Here is a 17,825-nt window from a genome sequence, read left to right as displayed (position 1 = left end):
GTAACCTGTTGTATCGCGCCGCGAACGGCTTGCCGTTCGCGGCGTTTTTCCATCATTGCCGCCGCGGCCCGATGCCGCGACGCAGATTCCATTCAAGGAGCGCTTACATGGCTGTCGGTCTTGGTCCTTTGCCTACGCTGCACCCGGTTCCCGGTTTTGAACTCGGCATCTCCAGTGCCGGCATCAAGCGCCCAGGGCGCAAGGATGTCGTGGTCATGCGCTGCGCCGAAGGCTCCAGCGTCGCCGGCGTGTTCACCCTCAACGCGTTCTGCGCCGCGCCTGTGATCCTGTCCAAGCAGCGCGTCGGCGGCCCCGTGCGTTATCTGCTGACCAACACTGGCAACGCTAACGCCGGTACCGGCAAGCCGGGCCTGCTGGCCGCCGAGCGCACCACTGCCAAACTGGCCGAGCTGACCGGTGTCGACGCCAGCGCCGTGCTGCCGTTCTCGACCGGTGTGATCGGCGAGCCGCTGCCGGTCGAGAAGATCGAAGGCGCACTGCAAGCTGCGCTGGACGACCTGTCTGTGGATAACTGGGCGGCGGCTGCCACTGGCATCATGACCACCGACACCTTGCCTAAAGGCGCCAGCCGGCAGTTTCAGCACGATGGCGTGACCGTCACCGTGACCGGTATCAGCAAGGGCGCGGGGATGATTCGGCCGAACATGGCAACCATGCTGGGCTACATCGCCACCGACGCCAAGGTGGCGCCGGCAGTGCTGCAAGACCTGATGCGCGACGGTGCCAACAAGTCGTTCAACCGCATTACCATCGACGGCGATACGTCCACCAACGACTGCTGCATGCTGATCGCGACCGGTCAGGCGGCGCTGCCGGAAATCACGGCGGCCAGCGGCGAACTGTTCACCAAGCTAAAGCAGGCGGTGTTCGAGGTGTGCATGGAAGTGGCCCAGGCCATCGTCCGTGACGGTGAAGGGGCAACCAAGTTCGTGACGGTCGAGGTCAACGGCGGTGGCAATCATCAGGAGTGCCTGGACGTCGGTTATACCGTGGCTCACTCGCCGCTGATCAAGACCGCGTTGTTCGCGTCGGACCCTAACTGGGGCCGGATTCTGGCGGCAGTCGGGCGTGCTGGCGTGCCGGACTTGGATGTCAGCCTGATCGACGTCTACCTGGGCGAGGTCAATATCGCCAGCCAGGGCGCTCGTGCGGTGACCTACACCGAAGAGCAGGGCTCGGCGGTGATGGCGCGTGAAGAGATCACTATCCGTATCGAACTGGGCCGTGGCGACTGCAGCGAAACCATCTGGACCACTGACCTGTCCCACGAGTACGTGAAGATCAACGCCGAATACCGCACTTAATATTTGCACCTCCCTCTGTGGGAGCGCGCAAGCCGGCTCCCACAGAGGGTTGGTCCCAGGAGGCACTTGTGAAACGCATCCACGTAGCCGCCGCCGTGATACGCGGTGCCGACGGCAAGATTCTGATCGCTCGACGGGCCGAGACCCAGCATCAAGGCGGCCTATGGGAATTTCCCGGTGGCAAGGTCAAGGACGGCGAAGATGTTCAGCACGCCCTCAAGCGCGAGCTGGCCGAGGAGTTGGGTATCCAGGTCACGCAAGCCCGGCCGCTGATCAAGGTCAGCCATGATTATGTCGACAAACACGTCTTGCTCGACGTCTGGGAGGTGTCGGCCTTCACCGGCGAGCCCCATGGCGCCGAGGGCCAGCCGCTGGTCTGGGTGACGTCCAGGGAGCTGCTGCACTACGACTTCCCTGAGGCCAATCGGCCGATCGTCGCGGCGGCCAGCTTGCCTAGCCAGTATCTGATCACCCCTGGCGAGCTGGACACGCCGGTGCTGCTGCGCGGCTTGCAAAAGGCTATCGCTGGCGGCATCAGGCTGGTGCAACTGAGGGCGCCCAATGGCTACGATCCGCAGTACCGCGATCTGGCGGTGGACGCTGCCGGTTTGTGTGCGGGCAAGGCGCAGTTGATGCTCAAGGGGCCGTTGGAATGGCTGGGGGATTTCCCTTCGGCTGGCTGGCACCTGACCTCAGCGCAGCTGCGCAAGTATGCGAGCAAGGGCCGGCCGTTTCCGAAGGAGCGGTGGCTGGCGGCGTCTTGCCATGATGCCGAGGAGGTCGCGCTGGCGCGGCAGATGGATGTGGATTTCATCACGTTGTCGCCGGTGCAGCCGACCCAGACTCACCCTGATGCGCAGCCCTTGGGCTGGGATCGGGCAGGGGAGTTGATCGTTGGCTTCAATCGTCCTGTGTTTTTATTAGGTGGGGTGGGGCCTTCGGACGCTTCCAGAGCGCATGAGCTGGGTGCTCAAGGTGTCGCCGGCATCCGCGCCTTCTGGCCTGATTGATTCGCGGCGTCTATGCTGGCCCTTTCGCGGGCAAGCCTTGCTCCTACAAATGTACACCCGTGGGAGCAAAGCTTGCTCGCGAAGAGGCCGGCAAACACACAGCCGACCTCAAGGTTTCGCCGCGGCCTGCCAGAGGATTTCCTTTACGCCTTGGCGCCGGGCGATGATCCTTGCGGCAACGAACAGCAGATCCGATAGGCGATTGATGTAGGCCAAGGCGACGCCTTCCAGCGGTTCTATGGCGTTCAGTTGCTGGCAACGACGCTCTGCTGTGCGGGCCAGGCTGCGGCAGACGTGGGCCTGGGCAATGAGCCTCGAGCCGCCCGGCAGAATGAAATTCTCCAAGGGCCCCAACTCCTCGTTCCATAGATCGATTGCCTTTTCCAGGCGCTCGACTTCCAGCTGATTCAGCGCCTGATAGGCCGGCATCGCTAGTTCGCCGCCGAGGTCGAACAAGCGGTGTTGGCAGGGGGTGAGCACGGCGAGTACTTCGTGCAACTCCGACTCCTGTGCCAGCCCGGCGAGCAGCAAGCCGAGTTGGCTGTTGAGGGTGTCGACTTCACCAATCGCCTCGACGCGGGGGTGGTCCTTGGGCACGCGACGTCCGTCGCCCAAACCGGTTTCGCCCGTGTCGCCAGTGCGGGTGTAAATTTTCGACAGGCGAAAGCCCATGATCAAAGCTCCGTTTGTTGAATGGCCGGGGGAGTGTTCTCCAGCGGCAGGCGCAAGGTGAAGCAGGTGCCGACGCCTTGTGTCGACTGCACCTCCATCTGGCCCTTGTGGTTGTTGGTGATGATGAAATACGAGACCGACAGCCCGAGGCCCGTGCCTTGGCCGATTTCCTTGGTGGTGAAGAACGGTTCGAAGGTGCGTTTGCGCACGTTTTCCGTCATGCCGACGCCATTGTCCTCGACCTGAATTTCCGCCCAGGGCGGGTTCAGCCGGGTGCGCAGGGTGATACGCCCTGGCTCGCCGCCGGGTTCGCGCTGGTGGATCGCCTGGGCGGCGTTTTTCAGCAGGTTGAGCAGTACTTGTTCGAGTTCGTTGGCGGTGCCGGGTACCGGCCCCAGGCGGGCGTCGAACTGACGCACGATGTTCTGGCCCTTGAAGTCGAAGCCGATGGTCAGGTCGAAGTCGTTGCCGGCGATGTCCACGGCCTGGTCGATGAGTGCCGGCAGGTCGCACGGCGCCATCTGGCGGGTGCTGCGGCGGCTGAAGCTGAGCATGTGGGTGACGATCTTCGCCGCTCGGCCGCCGGCCTGGGCGATGCCGTCGAGCAGTTGCGGGACCTCGCGGCTGATCAGGTAGCGGTTGACTGTCTCCAGATCGATGCCCGCCTGCTCGGCGTATTCGAGGTTCTTCGGCAAGTCCGCCGACAGACGCCGGCGAATGTTCTGCACGTTGTGCAGGATCGCGCCCAGAGGATTGTTGATCTCGTGGGCCATGCCCGCTGCCAGGCCGCCGACCGAGAGCATTTTTTCCGACTGCACCATCATTTCTTCCAGTGACAGGCGCTGAGTGATGTCATCGATGCGGATCACCACGCCACGTCCCGCGCCGCCGACCAGTGGGTAGAAGGTCAGGGCGTAGTGCTTGGCGGTGTCGTCGCGGGTCCAGGTGACGCGGTCGATCTTGGCGACCACGTGTTGCTCTACGGTGGTCTTGAGCTGCGGCAAGAACGGCTTGAGCGGCTCGAATGCGAGGAAGATCGGCTGATTCAGGGCTTCATCCAGCGGCGTGCCCGAGAGCGCGCTGGCCTCCTGATTCCACTGCGTCACGTACAGCTGTTCGTCGAGGGCGATGAGCGCCGAGGGCATGGAGTCGATGATGCTGTTGAGGTAGTTCTGGAAGCCGGTGAGTTTTTTCTCGATCTTGCTGCGCACCTGCACTTCGAGTTCGAGCTTGCGATTGGTGTGGCGGGTTTCCTCGGCCAGGCCCTGGGCCTGGGAGTAGGCGGCATCGGAGTCGTCACGGGCGCGCTTGAGCTGCTGCTCGCGGGCCTCGATGCGCGACAGCATGGTATTGAAGGCTTCTGCCAGGCTGCCGATCTCGTCATGATTGCCGGGGCGGGCGCGCAGGGCGTAGTTCTCTTCGCGAGTGACCTGGCGCGAGAGTTCTTCGAGTTGATAGATGGGTTGCGTGATCAGCCGCTTGATCTGCCGCGCGATGATCATCCACAGCAGCACGCTGAAGACCAGAATGCCGAGGCTGGCGGTGAGGGTGCCGGTGTAGAACGCCATCGGCAATTCACTGGTGGCCACCAGCAGCAGGTGGCCGGATGCTTTGCCAGCCCGTGGCAGCTCGATCAGCTGGTTGCTGCGGAACTCGCTCAGGCGCCAGTCCTGCATGTGGCGAAAATGCGCTGGCAGATCGAGGTGGTGACCGTGCTGAAGCTGGCCCATCAGGTTGCCGTCGCCGTCGTACAGCGCCGCCGCGCGCAAGGGCGTGTAGCTGTCGAGCTCCTGCAGCAGGTCGTTGGCGCGGTCCTTGGACTCCAGCGCCTGGCGCGCCAGGTCGGGGTTGGAAACCAGTCGGCCGATGGTCTGCAAGGCTTGGGGCGCCATGCTTTCCTGGGAGATCCAGTACGCAGCGCTGATGAACGTCAGGTTGGCGACCAGCAACACGGTAATCAGCAGTGCCAGGAGGGCGGCCAGGAGTTTCTGGCCGACGGGCAGGTTTTCAAGGCGCTGGCGCAGTGGCATCAAAGGTCCTGATAGAAGGCGAGGTGGCTACACAGTCTAACTCAAGCCCTGTGCAAATCCCTGTGGGCTTGCGCGCGTCCAGCTTTCGGCTTCAACCGCTTCGCGGGCAGAGCCCGCTCCCACAGAGGAAGGTTATTCGGTGGGCAGGCCAAGGGCGTTCAAATGTTGGACCAACCGCACCTGCAGTTGTTGCAGATGTGCCAGTACCAGACCATGGCGCTGGGCCGTCGCACAGGCATGCCCCAGCAGGTAGTGGATCTCGGTCCGGCGCCGCTGGCTCACATCCTGATGCATCGACGAGAAATTCGCCGCCGTGGCGTGAATCACCCGCTCGACCTCGCTGTGCAAATCCTGAGCGGCTGCCGGTTGGCCGCAGTGTTCGAGCAAGTGCGCCAGCTCGGCGCACAGGCTCGCCACTTCGCAGTGATGGCTTTGCAGCCCGCCATTGCGACAGTCGTACAGCACCGTCAGGGGGTTGATCGCGCAGTTGAGGGCCAGCTTGCGCCACAGGCGGGTGGTGATATCGGCGGTCCACTCGTGGGCGATGCCGCTCGCCGACAACGCGCCAAGCCAATCTGGCGGCTGCGGGCGCAGCGGGTCGCCAAGCCAAGTGAAACCGTGGCCGGCGAACACCACCTGCCAGTCTGCGTGGCGAAAGGCGCCTTCGGTACTGGAAGCCAGGATGCAGCGCGCGTGGCCGAGTTGGGCGGCGACCTCGTCCTGGCTGCCGAGGCCGTTCTGCAACAGGATCACCTCGCTGTCGGCGTTCAGTCGATGCTTGAGTGCGGCCACCGCAAGGGCGGCGTCGTAGGCCTTGCAGGCCACCAGCAGACGTTTGATCGGGGTTTGTGCTTCAGGGCCTTCGGCGTCTATCGCAAAGGTGTGGGGAACGCCCTGTTCGATCAACGTCAGGCCGCCGGCCGCTTGGTAAGCCTGCAGGCGGCCTTCGTTGCGCAGAATCAAGCGCACCGCCTGCCCGCTACGCGCCAGGCGGCAGGCCCAGAGGCTGCCCAGGCTGCCGGCGCCCAGTACATGCCAGGTGGTGTTCATGAAGGGTTCAGCATGAAAAGGCTCGCACAATGAGGATAAAATCCGCAGATCAGGGGAACGCCCGCGCCCGCGATGCATTCCAACGACTCTGTCGCGAATCGGCTCGCGGCCCTGGCAATCGTTATAATGCCGCTCGTTATAATGACGCTCTGTTGCAAGTCGTCAAGTCAAGCGTGGCCGGCCAATGTCGGGTGCCACGCTCACCTATCTGGAGAAATCAGCATGCCCTCGTTCGACGTCGTGTCCGAGTTGGACAAACACGAAGTAACCAACGCGGTCGACAACGCCATCAAGGAGCTCGACCGCCGCTACGACCTCAAAGGCAAAGGCAGTTTCGCGTTCAAGGAATTGACCGTGACCCTGACCGCCGAGGCCGACTTTCAGCTCGAGGCGATGATCGAGATCCTCAAGCTGTCGCTCATCAAGCGCAAGCTGGATATCAAGTGCCTCGAAATCAAAGACGCCTATGCGTCGGGCAAGGAAATGAAGCAGGAAGCGACGCTGCGCGAAGGTGTCGATAAAGAATTGGCGAAGAAGATCGTTGCCCATATCAAGGACGCCAAGTTGAAAGTCCAGGCCGCCATTCAGGGCGAGCAGGTACGGGTGACCGGCAAGAAGCGCGATGATCTGCAGGAAGCCATCGCGGCCCTGCGCGCCAAGGAGTTCGACATGCCGCTGCAGTTCAACAACTTCCGCGACTGAGTCGGGCAAGGTCCAGGGCGTTGAACCTCTCGCGCCCGGGGGCGTCCCACGCCCCATGCAATGGCAACTGCGGTTGCCATTGTTGTTTCAAACGAAAAGCGCGAATTGAAAAGAGGAAAGCTCCATGGATTTGAACGCTCAAGTCAACCATCTGGTCCAGGCGTCGCAGGCCTGGATTCCGATGGTCATGCAATACGGCAGCAAGCTGATCCTGGCGCTGGTGACCCTGTGCGTCGGCTGGTGGTTGATCAACCGGGTGACCAGCAATCTGCAAAAACTCCTGGCCTTGCGCCACATCGATCTGGCGCTGCAGGGCTTTATCGGCAGCCTGGCCAACATCATTCTGAAAATTCTGCTGATCGTCAGCGTGGCCTCGATGATCGGGGTCGAGACCACCTCCTTCGTCGCCGCTATCGGTGCTGCCGGTCTGGCCATCGGCCTGGCATTGCAGGGCAGCCTGGCGAACTTCGCCGGTGGGGTGCTGATCTTGCTGTTCCGCCCGTTCCGTATCGGTGACTGGATCGAGGCGCAAGGCGTTGCCGGCACCGTCGACAGCATCCAGATCTTCCACACCGTGGTGCGTACCGGCGACAACAAGACGGTGATCATGCCCAACGGCAACCTGTCCAACGGCATCATCACCAATACCAACCGTCAGCCGACGCGCAAGATCACCTATGACATCGGCATCGACTACGACGCCGACCTGCAGAAGGCTCGGGAGATCCTCCTCGATCTGGCCAAGGACTCGCGCGTGCTGGAATCCCCGGCGCCAGAAGCGGTGGTGGCCGCGCTGGGTGACAGCTCGATCACCGTTTCGCTGCGCATGTGGGTCAATACCGGCGACATGGGCGGCGTGACCAACATGCTCAACGGCGAAATCCGCGACCGTTTGCGGGCCGAAGGCATCGAGATCCCGTTCCCGCAACGGGTGGTTCGGGTCATGCAAGAGGCGGCTCCGGGGAAATAAGCCCCCTCGCCGCAACGAAAAAGCCCCGAATCGCTGAGCGTTTCGGGGCTTTTTATTGACCCGGCATTGTGCGGGCTGGGCTGGCCATCAAGGGCGCCGCCTAAGCCTCAGGCGCCTCGCTCTCGATCGGCTCGCGCCGCGCTTCCTGAAACCAGTGGATGGCGATCAGCACCAGCGTCGGCACGCCCATGATCGCGGTGATCAAAAAGAACTGGTGATACCCGTACTTCTCGACCATCACGCCCGAATAACCGCCGATCAAGCGTGGCAGCAACAGCATGATCGAGCTCAGCAGGGCGTACTGGGTGGCGGAAAACTTGAGGTTGGTCAGGCTCGACAGATAAGCGACGAAGGCCGATGTCGCCAGCCCCGAGCTGAAATTGTCGAGCGAGATGGTGACAATCAGCATGCGCAGATTGGGGCCCATGTCGGCCAGCATCAGGAACAGCAGGTTGGTGCCCGCCGAGGCCGCGCCGCCGATGAACAAGATCGGCAGGATGCCGAAGCGCACGATCAACAGGCCACCGACGCCGGCACCGACCAGGGTCATGATCAGGCCGAACAGCTTGCTGACGCTGGCGATCTGGTCCTTGGTGAAGCCTTGGTCGATATAGAACACATTGGCCATCACGCCCATCACTGTGTCCGACATCCGATACGTGGCAATCAGCCCCAACAACAGAAAGGCCTGCCAGCGGTAGCGCAGGATGAAGTCGTTGACCGGCGTCAGCACCGGCGCCAGGCCGCGGCGGCCGACGGCGGAGAGGCACAGCGCGGTGAGGGTGATGTAGAGGATGGCCCGCAGGAAGGCGCGGTCATCCATGAACAGCCCGGCCACGCTTTCGGTGCCCAGCACCACGCTGGCGAAGTCGGTGTTGTACAGCTGGGTGAACATGGCGGGCACCGACACCAGCAAGATGATCAGCACCAGCACCGAGGCCACCTGGTGGCTGAAGCTATAGCGGCCCGCCGACAGTTGCGTGCGCAAGGTGACCGCCGGCTCGCGCATCAGCAGCGTGGTCAGCAGCGCTGGCACCATCAACAGCCCGAACAGCAGGTAAGTGCCGGCCCACGCCTTGTGCAGGTACGCATAGCCGGTGGAGCCGAAGCCCTCGGCGAAGAACAAAGCGCCTGCGGTGGCCAACAGTGCGGCGACGCGGTAGCCCGCCATGTAACTCGCGGCCAGGGCGGCTTGCTGGCTGTCTTCGGCGATTTCCAGGCGATAGGCATCGATGGCGATGTCCTGGGTGGCGGACGCAAACGCGACGACCACCGCAATGGCGATCAACCAGGACAGATGTTTTTGCGGGTCGCAGAAGCTCATGCCGACCAGGCCCAGAATCACCAGCGTCTGCGCCAATACCAGCCACGACCGACGACGGCCCAGGCGATAGAGCAGGGGCAGACGCCATTGATCGAGCAGCGGCGACCATACCCATTTGAACGCATAGGCGAGACCGATCAGGCTGGCGTAGCCGATGGTTTCACGGGCCACACCGGCTTCCCGAAGCCAGACGGACAGGGTAGAGAACACCAGCATGTAGGGCATGCCGGCGGCAAAGCCAAGCAGCAACAGCACAAGGGTGGACGGGCTGGCATAAGCGGCGAGCGCGGCGCGCCAGGTTTTGCGGGGCATGGGCTGAAATCTGCCTCAAAAGTGCGAAAACAAAGCGCGCACTCTAACCGCACTGCTACATCGGGCGCCAGCCATGCCGAGCAATATCCACACGATTATTCATTATCTGAACACCCTCGCTGCGTAATCGCGCTCGTTGTTCGTCGCCGCTCGGGCTGCCGAGCGGCAGGCTCAGGCGACCGCCAGCAGCTACCACGCGGTGCCAGGGCAGGGTGCTGCCTTCTGGCAATTGGCTCAGTGTCCTGCCAACCCAGCGCGCAGCGCGGCCAAGGCCTGCCAACTCGGCCAGCTGTCCGTAGCTAACGACATGGCCGGCTGGCACCGCCGCCAGCGCGATGTAGAGCGCCTCGCGTCGACGGTCCGCGCCATCAATCGGAAATGGTCCTGAAAAATCAGGGAACTCATCGGTCATTCGCAAGTCTGTCCTTGTTCTGCCATCACTGAAACGAATTGTCGCACCTACAGTTCGTGAGCCAAGAGCCCCGATACCGCCTATGTTGACACCTACGTTGAAAAGAACCCTTCTCTGCGTTGCTGCCTTTTCTGCATCTTCCGCCGCCATGGCTGACACCGTCTGGATGAAGAATGGTGACCGTCTGACCGGGACGATCAAGGTGTTCGACGGCGGCAAGCTGATGCTCGATACCCCGTACGGCGGCTCCATCCCGATCGACATGAAGCAGGTCAAGACCTTGCAAAGCGATCAGGAACTGCTGGTCAAGCAGGACGCCTACACCGGCGAGAAGGCCAAGTCGATCAAGGCGTCGGACGACGGCAAGGTCACCCTGGAAAATGGCGAGGCGCCAAAAACGGTCCCCATTGCCAGCATCCAGCAGATCATGAAGCCCAAGCCGATCATCCAGGACCTGACCTTTACCGGCAACGTCGATCTGGCTCTGGACTTCAAGCGCGCCGATACCGATACCGATGACTACAACATCGCCTTCAAGACCCAGGCCCGCCATGGCAAGTGGCGCCATAACGCCACGGGCGAGTACAACCGCGAATCCCAGGACGGCATCACCACCACCGATAACTGGAGCGCCGAGTATGCCCTCGACCGTTTCATTACCGACAAGTGGTTCTGGCAAGGGCGCGTTGACTACAAGAGCGATCACGTCGAGGATCTCGAACGCCAGCGCACCGTCGGTACCGGTCCTGGCTACCAGTTCTGGGATGACGAGCTAGGCGCGTTCTCGCTGACCGGCTTGCTCAACCGTACTGATTACCGCTACAGCGATGGCAACCAGGTCAACTTCTATTCAACGGCGTTGAAATGGGATTACAGCCGCTACCTCATTGGCAAGACGGTGCAGTTCTTCACCACTGGCGAGCTGGGCCGGCCTTTGGATAATACTGCGACCTACAGCCTGGATGCCGATATCGGCCTGCGCTACAAGCTGACCGAATGGGCCTCGCTCAACCTCAAGGCCGAGAAGGACCAGGTGTCCGGTACTACCAACAGCGACCTCAACACCACCCGTTACACCGCAGGCCTGGGTGTGACTTGGTAAGCACAGGCTTACCTATGTAAAGAGGGGGCTTGCCCCCGATCCAGTAGACCCGTCAACATCGCTGTGGTTGACACACTGAATCGGGGGCAAGCCCCCTCTCTACATTATTTAGGAGGAGCCGTTGCGATGAGCGCCAAAGCCATCAAGCAAGCCCGCGAACTGCTGCTCAAGGATTATCGCGGGGTGCTGTCGACCCACTCCAAAGCCATGCCCGGATTTCCTTTCGGCTCAGTGGTGCCTTATTGCCTGGATGCCGATGGCTACCCGCTGATCCTCATCAGCCGGATCGCCCAGCACACCCATAATCTTGCGCTGGACCCAAAATGCTCGCTGCTGGTCAGCGAGCGCGGCGCCGAAGATGTGCAGGCGGTAGGCCGTCTTACCGTGTTGGCCGAGGCGAGCAAGCTGCTTGACCCGGCGGCCATCGAGTCAGCGGCGAACCGCTACTACCAATTCTTCCCCGACTCGCAAAACTACCACCAGGCCCACGATTTCGATTTCTGGGTGCTGACCCCGGTGCGCCATCGCTATATCGGCGGCTTCGGTGCCATTCACTGGCTCGACGACGTCACCCTGGCCAATCCTTTCATCGGCAAGGTCGAGACCAGCATGGTTGCGCATATGAATGCCGACCATGCCAAGGCCATTGCCCACTACGTGGCATTGGCCGGGTTGCCCGACGGCGAGCCAGCGGTGCTGGCAGGTATCGACAGCGAAGGGATGCACTTGCGCATCGGCCAGGCGCTTTGGTGGTTGCCCTTCGCAGCACCTTGTAATACGCCGATACAAGTCCGTGAGGCCCTGGTTTTACTGGCTCAAGCAACGCACTGGCCGGGTCGCGAGACCGCTGACGCTTGAATTCACGATTTATCGACGCCATCTACGGTCTACTGCAAGCGTTCTTGCGTAGAGGAAACCTTGATGCGTGCCTTTTTAGTGTTGTTTCTGCTGTTCCCGGTGCTTGAGCTGTATACGTTCTTCAAAGTCAGCACCGCGATCGGCTTCTTTCCGGCCTTGCTGATGATCATCATCGGTTCGGCCCTGGGTGTGATGGTCATGCGTCTGGCCGGCCTGGCCACGGTGCTGCGCACCCGTGAAGCGTTGCAGCGTGGCGAGATGCCCGCCGACCAGGTGTTCGATGGCCTGATGTTCGCCATTGGCGGTGGACTGTTGCTGTTGCCGGGCTTCATCAGCGATGTGTTGGGTGTCATCTGCCTGATGCCTTTCACCCGCAACATCCTGGCGCGCAAGATCCGTGCGCGCGCTCAGGCCCAGTCGATGCGCCAGCGCGCGTTCGCCGATGACCTGCAACCCCGTGGTCCTGCTGCCGGCTCGGCCACGCCATCGCGTCGCCCGCCGGAAGTCATCGAAGGCGAGGTGATCGAGGGCGATTTCGAGCGTCGCGATCACTGAACCCGTTCATGATTTTTCAGACGGCTCCTACGGGGGCCGTTTTGCATTGCAGACCTCTGAAAACGAAAAAAATTGTGCCGCAGCCCTTGTAATCGTTTAGCGCGACCTTATGTATGGGTCACCGAAAGGTTTCCAGCATCCATGCTGGACAAATTCCGCGTCTCGCCCGTCGAGCCGCGACCGGCAACGCCGGACTGAACCAACCCGCCGGTGAGAGCACTGGCTGATGAAAACCATAATTAGGAGAGATCGACAATGAAGCTTCGTCCTCTGCATGACCGCGTAGTCATCCGTCGTAGTGAAGAAGAAAAGAAAACCGCTGGCGGTATCGTTCTGCCAGGTTCGGCTGCTGAAAAAGCCAACCACGGTGTGATTCTCGCTGCTGGTCCTGGCAAGTCGCTGGAAAACGGCGAAGTCCGCGCGCTGGCCGTGAAGGTGGGTGACAAGGTTGTGTTCGGCCCTTACTCCGGCAGCAACACTGTGAAAATCGACGGCGAAGATCTGCTGGTAATGGCTGAGAACGAGATTCTCGCTGTACTGGAAGACTGATACCGCCCCGCCCATTTTCCCGTTACTACAAAGTATTTAAGGATTATCGATCATGGCTGCTAAAGAAGTTAAATTCGGCGACTCCGCCCGCAAAAAGATGCTCACCGGTGTCAACGTCCTGGCTGACGCAGTAAAAGCGACCCTGGGCCCTAAAGGCCGTAACGTGATCATCGAGAAGAGCTTCGGCGCTCCGACCATCACCAAGGACGGCGTTTCCGTCGCCAAAGAAATCGAACTCGAAGATCGTTTCGAAAACATGGGCGCGCAGCTGGTCAAAGACGTTGCCTCCCGTGCCAACGATGACGCCGGCGACGGCACCACCACCGCTACCGTGCTGGCTCAGGCTATCGTCAACGAAGGCTACAAGGCCGTCGCTGCTGGCATGAACCCGATGGACCTCAAGCGCGGCATCGACAAGGCGACCGTCGCCATTGTTGCCGAGCTGAAAAACCTGTCCAAGCCATGCGCTGACACCAAGGCTATCGCTCAGGTCGGCACCATCTCGGCCAACTCCGACAGCTCCATCGGCGACATCATTGCCGAAGCCATGGAAAAAGTCGGTAAAGAAGGCGTGATCACCGTTGAAGAAGGCACTGGCCTGGAAAACGAGCTGTCGGTCGTAGAAGGCATGCAGTTCGACCGTGGCTACCTGTCCCCGTACTTCGTCAACAAGCCGGAAACCATGGTTGCCGAGCTGGACAGCCCGCTGATCCTGCTGGTCGACAAAAAGATTTCCAACATCCGCGAAATGCTGCCAGTGCTGGAAGCCGTTGCCAAAGCCGGTCGTCCGCTGCTGATCGTTTCCGAAGACGTTGAAGGCGAAGCCCTGGCGACTCTGGTCGTGAACAACATGCGTGGCATCGTCAAAGTTGCAGCCGTCAAGGCTCCTGGCTTCGGCGACCGTCGCAAGGCCATGCTGCAGGACATCGCTGTACTGACCGGCGGTACCGTCATCTCCGAAGAGATCGGCCTGAGCCTGGAAAGCGCCACCCTGGAAAACCTGGGTAGCGCCAAGCGCGTGACCATCTCCAAAGAAAACACCATCATCGTTGACGGTGCTGGGGTTGATCAGGACATCCAGGCACGTATCACCCAGATCCGTACCCAGGTTGGCGAAACCTCGTCGGACTACGACCGTGAAAAACTGCAAGAGCGTCTGGCCAAGCTGTCTGGCGGCGTTGCAGTGATCAAGGTTGGTGCTGGTTCCGAAGTTGAAATGAAAGAGAAGAAAGCCCGCGTTGAAGACGCCCTGCACGCAACCCGTGCAGCCGTCGAAGAAGGCGTGGTACCTGGCGGTGGCGTTGCGCTGATCCGTGCTCTGGAAGCGCTGACCAATCTGACCGGCGAAAACGCTGACCAGAACGTCGGTATCGCTGTACTGCGTCGCGCCGTTGAAGCGCCGCTGCGCCAGATCGCTGCCAACTCCGGCGACGAGCCAAGCGTTGTGGTCAACGAAGTCAAGAACGGCAAAGGTAACTACGGTTACAACGCTGCGACTGGCGTCTACGGCGACATGATCGAAATGGGCATCCTGGACCCTACCAAGGTGACTCGTTCGGCACTGCAAGCAGCTGCTTCCATCGGCGGTCTGATCCTGACCACCGAAGCGGCCATCGCTGACAAGCCGAAGGCTGAAGGTTCTGCTGGCGGCGGCATGCCAGACATGGGCGGCATGGGTGGTATGGGCGGCATGATGTAATCGCTGCTTCATCCTGCTGAATAAAAAATCCCGCTCTCGTAGCGGGATTTTTTTATGCCTGGGATTTGTGCAGTAATGTCAGCAGCGATCCCGGATCAACCCGGATACTGCCGATGCAGCTGCCCCAGCCGCTCATCCTTGGCCACCCACAACGCATTGATCCACTGCTGAAACGCTTGGCGATAGTCCATATCCTGATCGTAACTCTTGCCGATGAACTCGGCCGGAATCGCCACTTCTTCGAACTGCGCGACGATCTCCGGCACATTCCCGCACAACATGTCCCAGAACCCCGGCCGCCCTTGCGGGTAATGAATGGTCACGTCGACCAGCGATTGCAACTGCTCGCCCATGGCATCCAGCACAAAGGCGATACCCCCGGCCTTTGGCTTGAGCAAGTAGCGAAACGGCGACTGCTGCTGGGCATGCTTGGCTTCGGTGAAACGTGTGCCTTCGACGAAATTGAAGATGCCCGTGGCCTGATGGCGAAACTTGGCGCAGGTGCGCCGGGTGGTCTGCAAGTCCTTGCCCTTTTTTTCCGGATGCTTTTCAAGATACGCCTTGGTGTAGCGCTTCATGAACGGGAAGCCTAATGCCCACATCGCCACACCGATGATTGGCACCCAGATCAGCTCCTGCTTGAGAAAGAACTTCAAAGGCTGCACCCGCCGGTTGAGCTGGTACTGCAGGACCATGATGTCGACCCAGCTCTGGTGGTTGCTGGTGACCAGATAGGAGTGGCTGTAGTCCAGCCCTTGCAAGCCGCTGACATGCCACTGCACCGGGTCGACCCAGATGCGGTTGTTGTTGATCCAGCTTTCGTGGATGAAGCGCAGCAGGCGGTCGCAAGCACGTTGCACCGGTACAACGCGTATGCAGGCCTTGACCAACGCCACGACGAACAGCGGGGTGCAGCAAAGAATGGTATTGAACGCCAGAATCAGCGCGGCGAGGGAGCCGCGCACTGGGCCGGGGAGAAATGCCAGCATGGATGCCTATAGCTCCAGAATTCGGTTGGCCTGAATGGCAGTCAGGGCGATGGTGTAGACGATGTCGTCCACTTGCGCGCCCCGTGGCAGGTCGTTGACCGGTTTGCGCAGGCCTTGCAGCATCGGCCCGAGACTGACGCAGTCGGCGCTGCGCTGTACCGCCTTGTGGGTGGTGTTGCCGGTATTCAGGTCCGGGAACACGAATACCGTGGCGCGGCCAGCCACCGGGCTGTCCGGCGCCAGTTGATGGGCGACATGCTCGTTGGCAGCGGCGTCGTATTGCAGCGGGCCGTCGATCAGCAGTTCGCGCTGAGCCTCCTTGGCCAGCAGCGTCGCCTCGCGGACCTTCTCGACCTCTTCGCCGCTGGCCGAGTGACCGCTTGAGTAGCTGATCATCGCCACTCGCGCAGGGATCCCGAACGCCTGGGCCGAGTCGGCGCTTTGCAGGGCGATCTCGGCCAGTTCGCTGGCCGTGGGGTGCGGGTTCATCACGCAGTCGCCGTACACCAGTACTTCTTCGGGAAACATCATGAAAAACACCGAGGACACCAAGGTGCAGCCCGGCGCTGTCTTGATCAGCTGCAGGGCCGGGCGAATGGTGTTGGCGGTGGAGTGGATCAGCCCCGACACCAGGCCGTCGACTTCATCGAGGGCCAGCATCATGGTGCCGATCACCACCGGGTCCTCGAGTTGCTGCTCGGCCATGGGGGCGTTGAGGTTCTTGCTTTTGCGCAGTTCGACCATCGGCTCGACGTAGCGCTCGCGGATCAGGTCCGGGTCGAGGATCTCCAGCCCTTCAGGCAATTCGATGCCTTGAGCGCGAGCCACGGCGTGCACGTCCTGGGGCTTGGCCAGCAGCACGCAACGGGCGATGCCGCGCGCCTGGCAGATGGCAGCGGCTTGCACGGTCATGGGCTCGGCGCCTTCGGGCAGGACGATGCGCTTGTTGGCCTGCTGCGCGCGCTGGATCAACTGATAACGGAACACCGCCGGCGACAGGCGCATTTCTCGCGGCGTACCGGAGCGCTGATGCAGCCAGTTGGAGTCGAGGTAGCTGGCGACGAAATCGGTGATGATCTCTGCACGTTCGCGGTCATCGATGGGGATTTCCTTGTTCAGCTGATTGAGTTGAGTCGCCGTATCGTACGACCCCGTGCTCACCGACAGCACCGGCAGGCCGCTCTGCAGGGCGCCTCGGCACAGCTCCATGATGCGCGGGTCGGGCAGCGAATCGCTGGTCAGCAGAATTCCCGCCAGCGGCACGCCGTTGAGCCATGCCAGGCTGGCGGCCAGGAGGATGTCGTCGCGATCGCCGGGGGTCACTACCAATACGCCGGGCTTGAGCAGCGGCACGGTGTTGAGCACGGTGCGCGCGCAGATGATGATCTTGGCCATGCGCCGCACTTCGAAATCGCCCGCGTTGATCACCTGGGCGCCCAGCAGTTCGGCGACGTCGCGGGTGCGCGGGGCATTGAGGTCGGCCTGGAAGGGGATAGCGCCGAGCACGCGGAACTCGCCGCTGCGCAGCAGGGCGGAATGCTCCTTGAGGCGCGTGGTGAACACCTCCAGGGATTCGTCGGTACGCACCTTGTTGAGGATCACGCCGAGCACCTTGGGGTCCCGCGGGCCACCGAACAGCTGCGCCTGCAGCTCCACTCGGCCGGACAACTCGGCCAGCACGTCGCCATCCGGGGCGGCCACCAGAATCACATCGGCGTCGAGGCTTTTGGCCAGATGCTGGTTGACCCGAGCGGCGTAGCTGGCGCTGCGGGTGGGGACCATGCCTTCGACGATCAGCACGTCCTTGCCGATGGCCGCTTCCTGATACAGCGTGATGATTTCTTCGAGCAGTTCATCCAGCTGGCCGTCGCCCAGCATGCGTTCGACATGGGCCAGGCCCAGCGGTTTGGGCGGGCGCAGGCCATGGGTGCGGGCGATGAGTTCGGTGGAGCGCTCGGGGCCGGTATCGCCCGGATGGGGCTGGGCGATGGGCTTGAAAAAGCCTACTTTGTGACCGGCACGCTCCAGGCTGCGGACCAGTCCGAGACTGATGGAAGTCAGGCCTACGCCAAAATCGGTCGGCGCGAGAAAAAATGTTTGCATGCGATCATCTCGGGGTCAGCACTGCACAGGCGTCGGCGTATGGGTCGCCGATCGCGGGATCCGTCGCCAAGGGTATCGACAATGGACGAGGTTTTCGAGTGGCCCCGTCTGTCAGTGTTCAGTTCGCTTTCGGGCGGATGCTTGGTTACACTTGATCGTTCTA

The 17,825-nt window shown here is 61.6% G+C and carries 16 protein-coding genes; 9 read left to right on the top strand and 7 right to left on the bottom strand.

Translation table 11 applies throughout. The features are described from left to right. Nucleotides 1-107 precede the first annotated feature (107 nt). Nucleotides 108-1,325, top strand: coding sequence for a bifunctional glutamate N-acetyltransferase/amino-acid acetyltransferase ArgJ (argJ, locus tag REH34_RS10805; RefSeq protein ID WP_311971635.1), 1,218 nt, complete (start codon nucleotides 108-110; stop codon nucleotides 1,323-1,325). Nucleotides 1,326-1,393: 68 nt separating this feature from the next. Beyond that, nucleotides 1,394-2,335, top strand: coding sequence for a Nudix family hydrolase (locus REH34_RS10800; protein WP_311971634.1), 942 nt, complete (start codon nucleotides 1,394-1,396; stop codon nucleotides 2,333-2,335). 108 nt (nucleotides 2,336-2,443) lie between these two features. On the opposite strand, the gene REH34_RS10795 is transcribed toward REH34_RS10800, so the two are convergent. From REH34_RS10795 to REH34_RS10785, 3 genes are all read right to left on the bottom strand, one after another. After that, nucleotides 2,444-3,007: a cob(I)yrinic acid a,c-diamide adenosyltransferase gene (locus tag REH34_RS10795; protein ID WP_311971633.1), complete on the bottom strand. Its 564-nt coding sequence runs from the start codon at nucleotides 3,005-3,007 to the stop codon at nucleotides 2,444-2,446. 2 nt (nucleotides 3,008-3,009) lie between these two features. Next, the gene (locus tag REH34_RS10790) at nucleotides 3,010-5,037 is read right to left on the bottom strand and encodes an ATP-binding protein (RefSeq protein WP_311971632.1); all 2,028 of its coding nucleotides are present in this window, start codon (nucleotides 5,035-5,037) and stop codon (nucleotides 3,010-3,012) included. A 132-nt stretch (nucleotides 5,038-5,169) separates the two neighbouring features. After that, nucleotides 5,170-6,087 (bottom strand): putative 2-dehydropantoate 2-reductase, encoded by a 918-nt coding sequence (locus tag REH34_RS10785; protein ID WP_311971631.1) that lies wholly within the window; start codon nucleotides 6,085-6,087, stop codon nucleotides 5,170-5,172. Nucleotides 6,088-6,309: 222 nt separating this feature from the next. Between REH34_RS10785 and REH34_RS10780 the strand changes: the two genes are divergently transcribed. Continuing rightward, nucleotides 6,310-6,789, top strand: coding sequence for a YajQ family cyclic di-GMP-binding protein (locus REH34_RS10780; RefSeq protein WP_226502941.1), 480 nt, complete (start codon nucleotides 6,310-6,312; stop codon nucleotides 6,787-6,789). Between the two features lie 124 nt (nucleotides 6,790-6,913). Beyond that, nucleotides 6,914-7,759, top strand: a complete 846-nt coding sequence (locus REH34_RS10775; RefSeq protein ID WP_226502942.1) for a mechanosensitive ion channel family protein — start codon at nucleotides 6,914-6,916, stop codon at nucleotides 7,757-7,759. 100 nt (nucleotides 7,760-7,859) lie between these two features. Here the strand turns inward: REH34_RS10775 and REH34_RS10770 are convergent, their stop codons facing one another. Together REH34_RS10770 and REH34_RS10765 are read right to left on the bottom strand one after the other, a co-directional pair. Then, the gene (locus tag REH34_RS10770; RefSeq protein ID WP_226502943.1) at nucleotides 7,860-9,395 is read right to left on the bottom strand and encodes an AmpG family muropeptide MFS transporter; all 1,536 of its coding nucleotides are present in this window, start codon (nucleotides 9,393-9,395) and stop codon (nucleotides 7,860-7,862) included. Nucleotides 9,396-9,450: 55 nt separating this feature from the next. Next, on the bottom strand, nucleotides 9,451-9,807 hold the full coding sequence (locus REH34_RS10765) for an MGMT family protein (protein WP_311971630.1): 357 nt from the start codon (nucleotides 9,805-9,807) through the stop codon (nucleotides 9,451-9,453). 82 nt (nucleotides 9,808-9,889) lie between these two features. Between REH34_RS10765 and REH34_RS10760 the strand changes: the two genes are divergently transcribed. The 5 genes from REH34_RS10760 to groL all read left to right on the top strand — a co-directional run bounded on the left by REH34_RS10760 (nucleotide 9,890) and on the right by groL (nucleotide 14,570). After that, nucleotides 9,890-10,909, top strand: a complete 1,020-nt coding sequence (locus tag REH34_RS10760) for a DUF481 domain-containing protein (RefSeq protein WP_226502945.1) — start codon at nucleotides 9,890-9,892, stop codon at nucleotides 10,907-10,909. A 126-nt stretch (nucleotides 10,910-11,035) separates the two neighbouring features. Then, a complete protein-coding gene (locus tag REH34_RS10755; protein WP_311971629.1) occupies nucleotides 11,036-11,767 on the top strand; it encodes a DUF2470 domain-containing protein in 732 nt (243 codons plus the stop codon). Nucleotides 11,768-11,830: 63 nt separating this feature from the next. Beyond that, entirely contained in the window at nucleotides 11,831-12,322 is a 492-nt protein-coding gene (locus tag REH34_RS10750; protein ID WP_226502947.1) for an FxsA family protein, read from the top strand. 255 nt (nucleotides 12,323-12,577) lie between these two features. Then, the gene (locus REH34_RS10745; protein WP_226502948.1) at nucleotides 12,578-12,871 is read left to right on the top strand and encodes a co-chaperone GroES; all 294 of its coding nucleotides are present in this window, start codon (nucleotides 12,578-12,580) and stop codon (nucleotides 12,869-12,871) included. A gap of 52 nt (nucleotides 12,872-12,923) precedes the next feature. Beyond that, nucleotides 12,924-14,570 (top strand): chaperonin GroEL, encoded by a 1,647-nt coding sequence (groL, locus tag REH34_RS10740; RefSeq protein WP_226502949.1) that lies wholly within the window; start codon nucleotides 12,924-12,926, stop codon nucleotides 14,568-14,570. A 95-nt stretch (nucleotides 14,571-14,665) separates the two neighbouring features. Here the strand turns inward: groL and REH34_RS10735 are convergent, their stop codons facing one another. Then, nucleotides 14,666-15,559, bottom strand: a complete 894-nt coding sequence (locus REH34_RS10735; protein ID WP_311971628.1) for an acyltransferase — start codon at nucleotides 15,557-15,559, stop codon at nucleotides 14,666-14,668. Nucleotides 15,560-15,565: 6 nt separating this feature from the next. After that, complete coding sequence (gene pta / locus REH34_RS10730; RefSeq protein WP_311971627.1) at nucleotides 15,566-17,662, bottom strand: phosphate acetyltransferase; 2,097 nt, start codon at nucleotides 17,660-17,662, stop codon at nucleotides 15,566-15,568. Between the last annotated feature and the right edge of the window lie 163 nt (nucleotides 17,663-17,825).

The sequence above is a fragment of the Pseudomonas baltica genome (genome assembly GCF_031880315.1).
Taxonomy (GTDB): Bacteria; Pseudomonadota; Gammaproteobacteria; order Pseudomonadales; family Pseudomonadaceae; genus Aquipseudomonas.
Note: the sequence above shows the minus strand (reverse complement) of the source record. Positions and strands in the feature narration are given on the sequence as shown.

Excerpts from the sequence above, each read along its gene's own strand:
- argJ (WP_311971635.1), top strand. The coding sequence starts at position 108 with ATGGCTGTCGGTCTTGGTCCTTTGCCTACGCTGCACCCGGTTCCCGGT.
- REH34_RS10795 (WP_311971633.1), bottom strand. The coding sequence starts at position 3,007 with ATGGGCTTTCGCCTGTCGAAAATTTACACCCGCACTGGCGACACGGGC.
- REH34_RS10790 (WP_311971632.1), bottom strand. The coding sequence starts at position 5,037 with ATGCCACTGCGCCAGCGCCTTGAAAACCTGCCCGTCGGCCAGAAACTC.
- REH34_RS10785 (WP_311971631.1), bottom strand. The coding sequence starts at position 6,087 with ATGAACACCACCTGGCATGTACTGGGCGCCGGCAGCCTGGGCAGCCTC.
- REH34_RS10780 (WP_226502941.1), top strand. The coding sequence starts at position 6,310 with ATGCCCTCGTTCGACGTCGTGTCCGAGTTGGACAAACACGAAGTAACC.
- REH34_RS10775 (WP_226502942.1), top strand. The coding sequence starts at position 6,914 with ATGGATTTGAACGCTCAAGTCAACCATCTGGTCCAGGCGTCGCAGGCC.
- REH34_RS10770 (WP_226502943.1), bottom strand. The coding sequence starts at position 9,395 with ATGCCCCGCAAAACCTGGCGCGCCGCGCTCGCCGCTTATGCCAGCCCG.
- REH34_RS10765 (WP_311971630.1), bottom strand. The coding sequence starts at position 9,807 with ATGACCGATGAGTTCCCTGATTTTTCAGGACCATTTCCGATTGATGGC.
- REH34_RS10760 (WP_226502945.1), top strand. The coding sequence starts at position 9,890 with ATGTTGACACCTACGTTGAAAAGAACCCTTCTCTGCGTTGCTGCCTTT.
- REH34_RS10755 (WP_311971629.1), top strand. The coding sequence starts at position 11,036 with ATGAGCGCCAAAGCCATCAAGCAAGCCCGCGAACTGCTGCTCAAGGAT.
- REH34_RS10750 (WP_226502947.1), top strand. The coding sequence starts at position 11,831 with ATGCGTGCCTTTTTAGTGTTGTTTCTGCTGTTCCCGGTGCTTGAGCTG.
- REH34_RS10745 (WP_226502948.1), top strand. The coding sequence starts at position 12,578 with ATGAAGCTTCGTCCTCTGCATGACCGCGTAGTCATCCGTCGTAGTGAA.
- groL (WP_226502949.1), top strand. The coding sequence starts at position 12,924 with ATGGCTGCTAAAGAAGTTAAATTCGGCGACTCCGCCCGCAAAAAGATG.
- REH34_RS10735 (WP_311971628.1), bottom strand. The coding sequence starts at position 15,559 with ATGCTGGCATTTCTCCCCGGCCCAGTGCGCGGCTCCCTCGCCGCGCTG.
- pta (WP_311971627.1), bottom strand. The coding sequence starts at position 17,662 with ATGCAAACATTTTTTCTCGCGCCGACCGATTTTGGCGTAGGCCTGACT.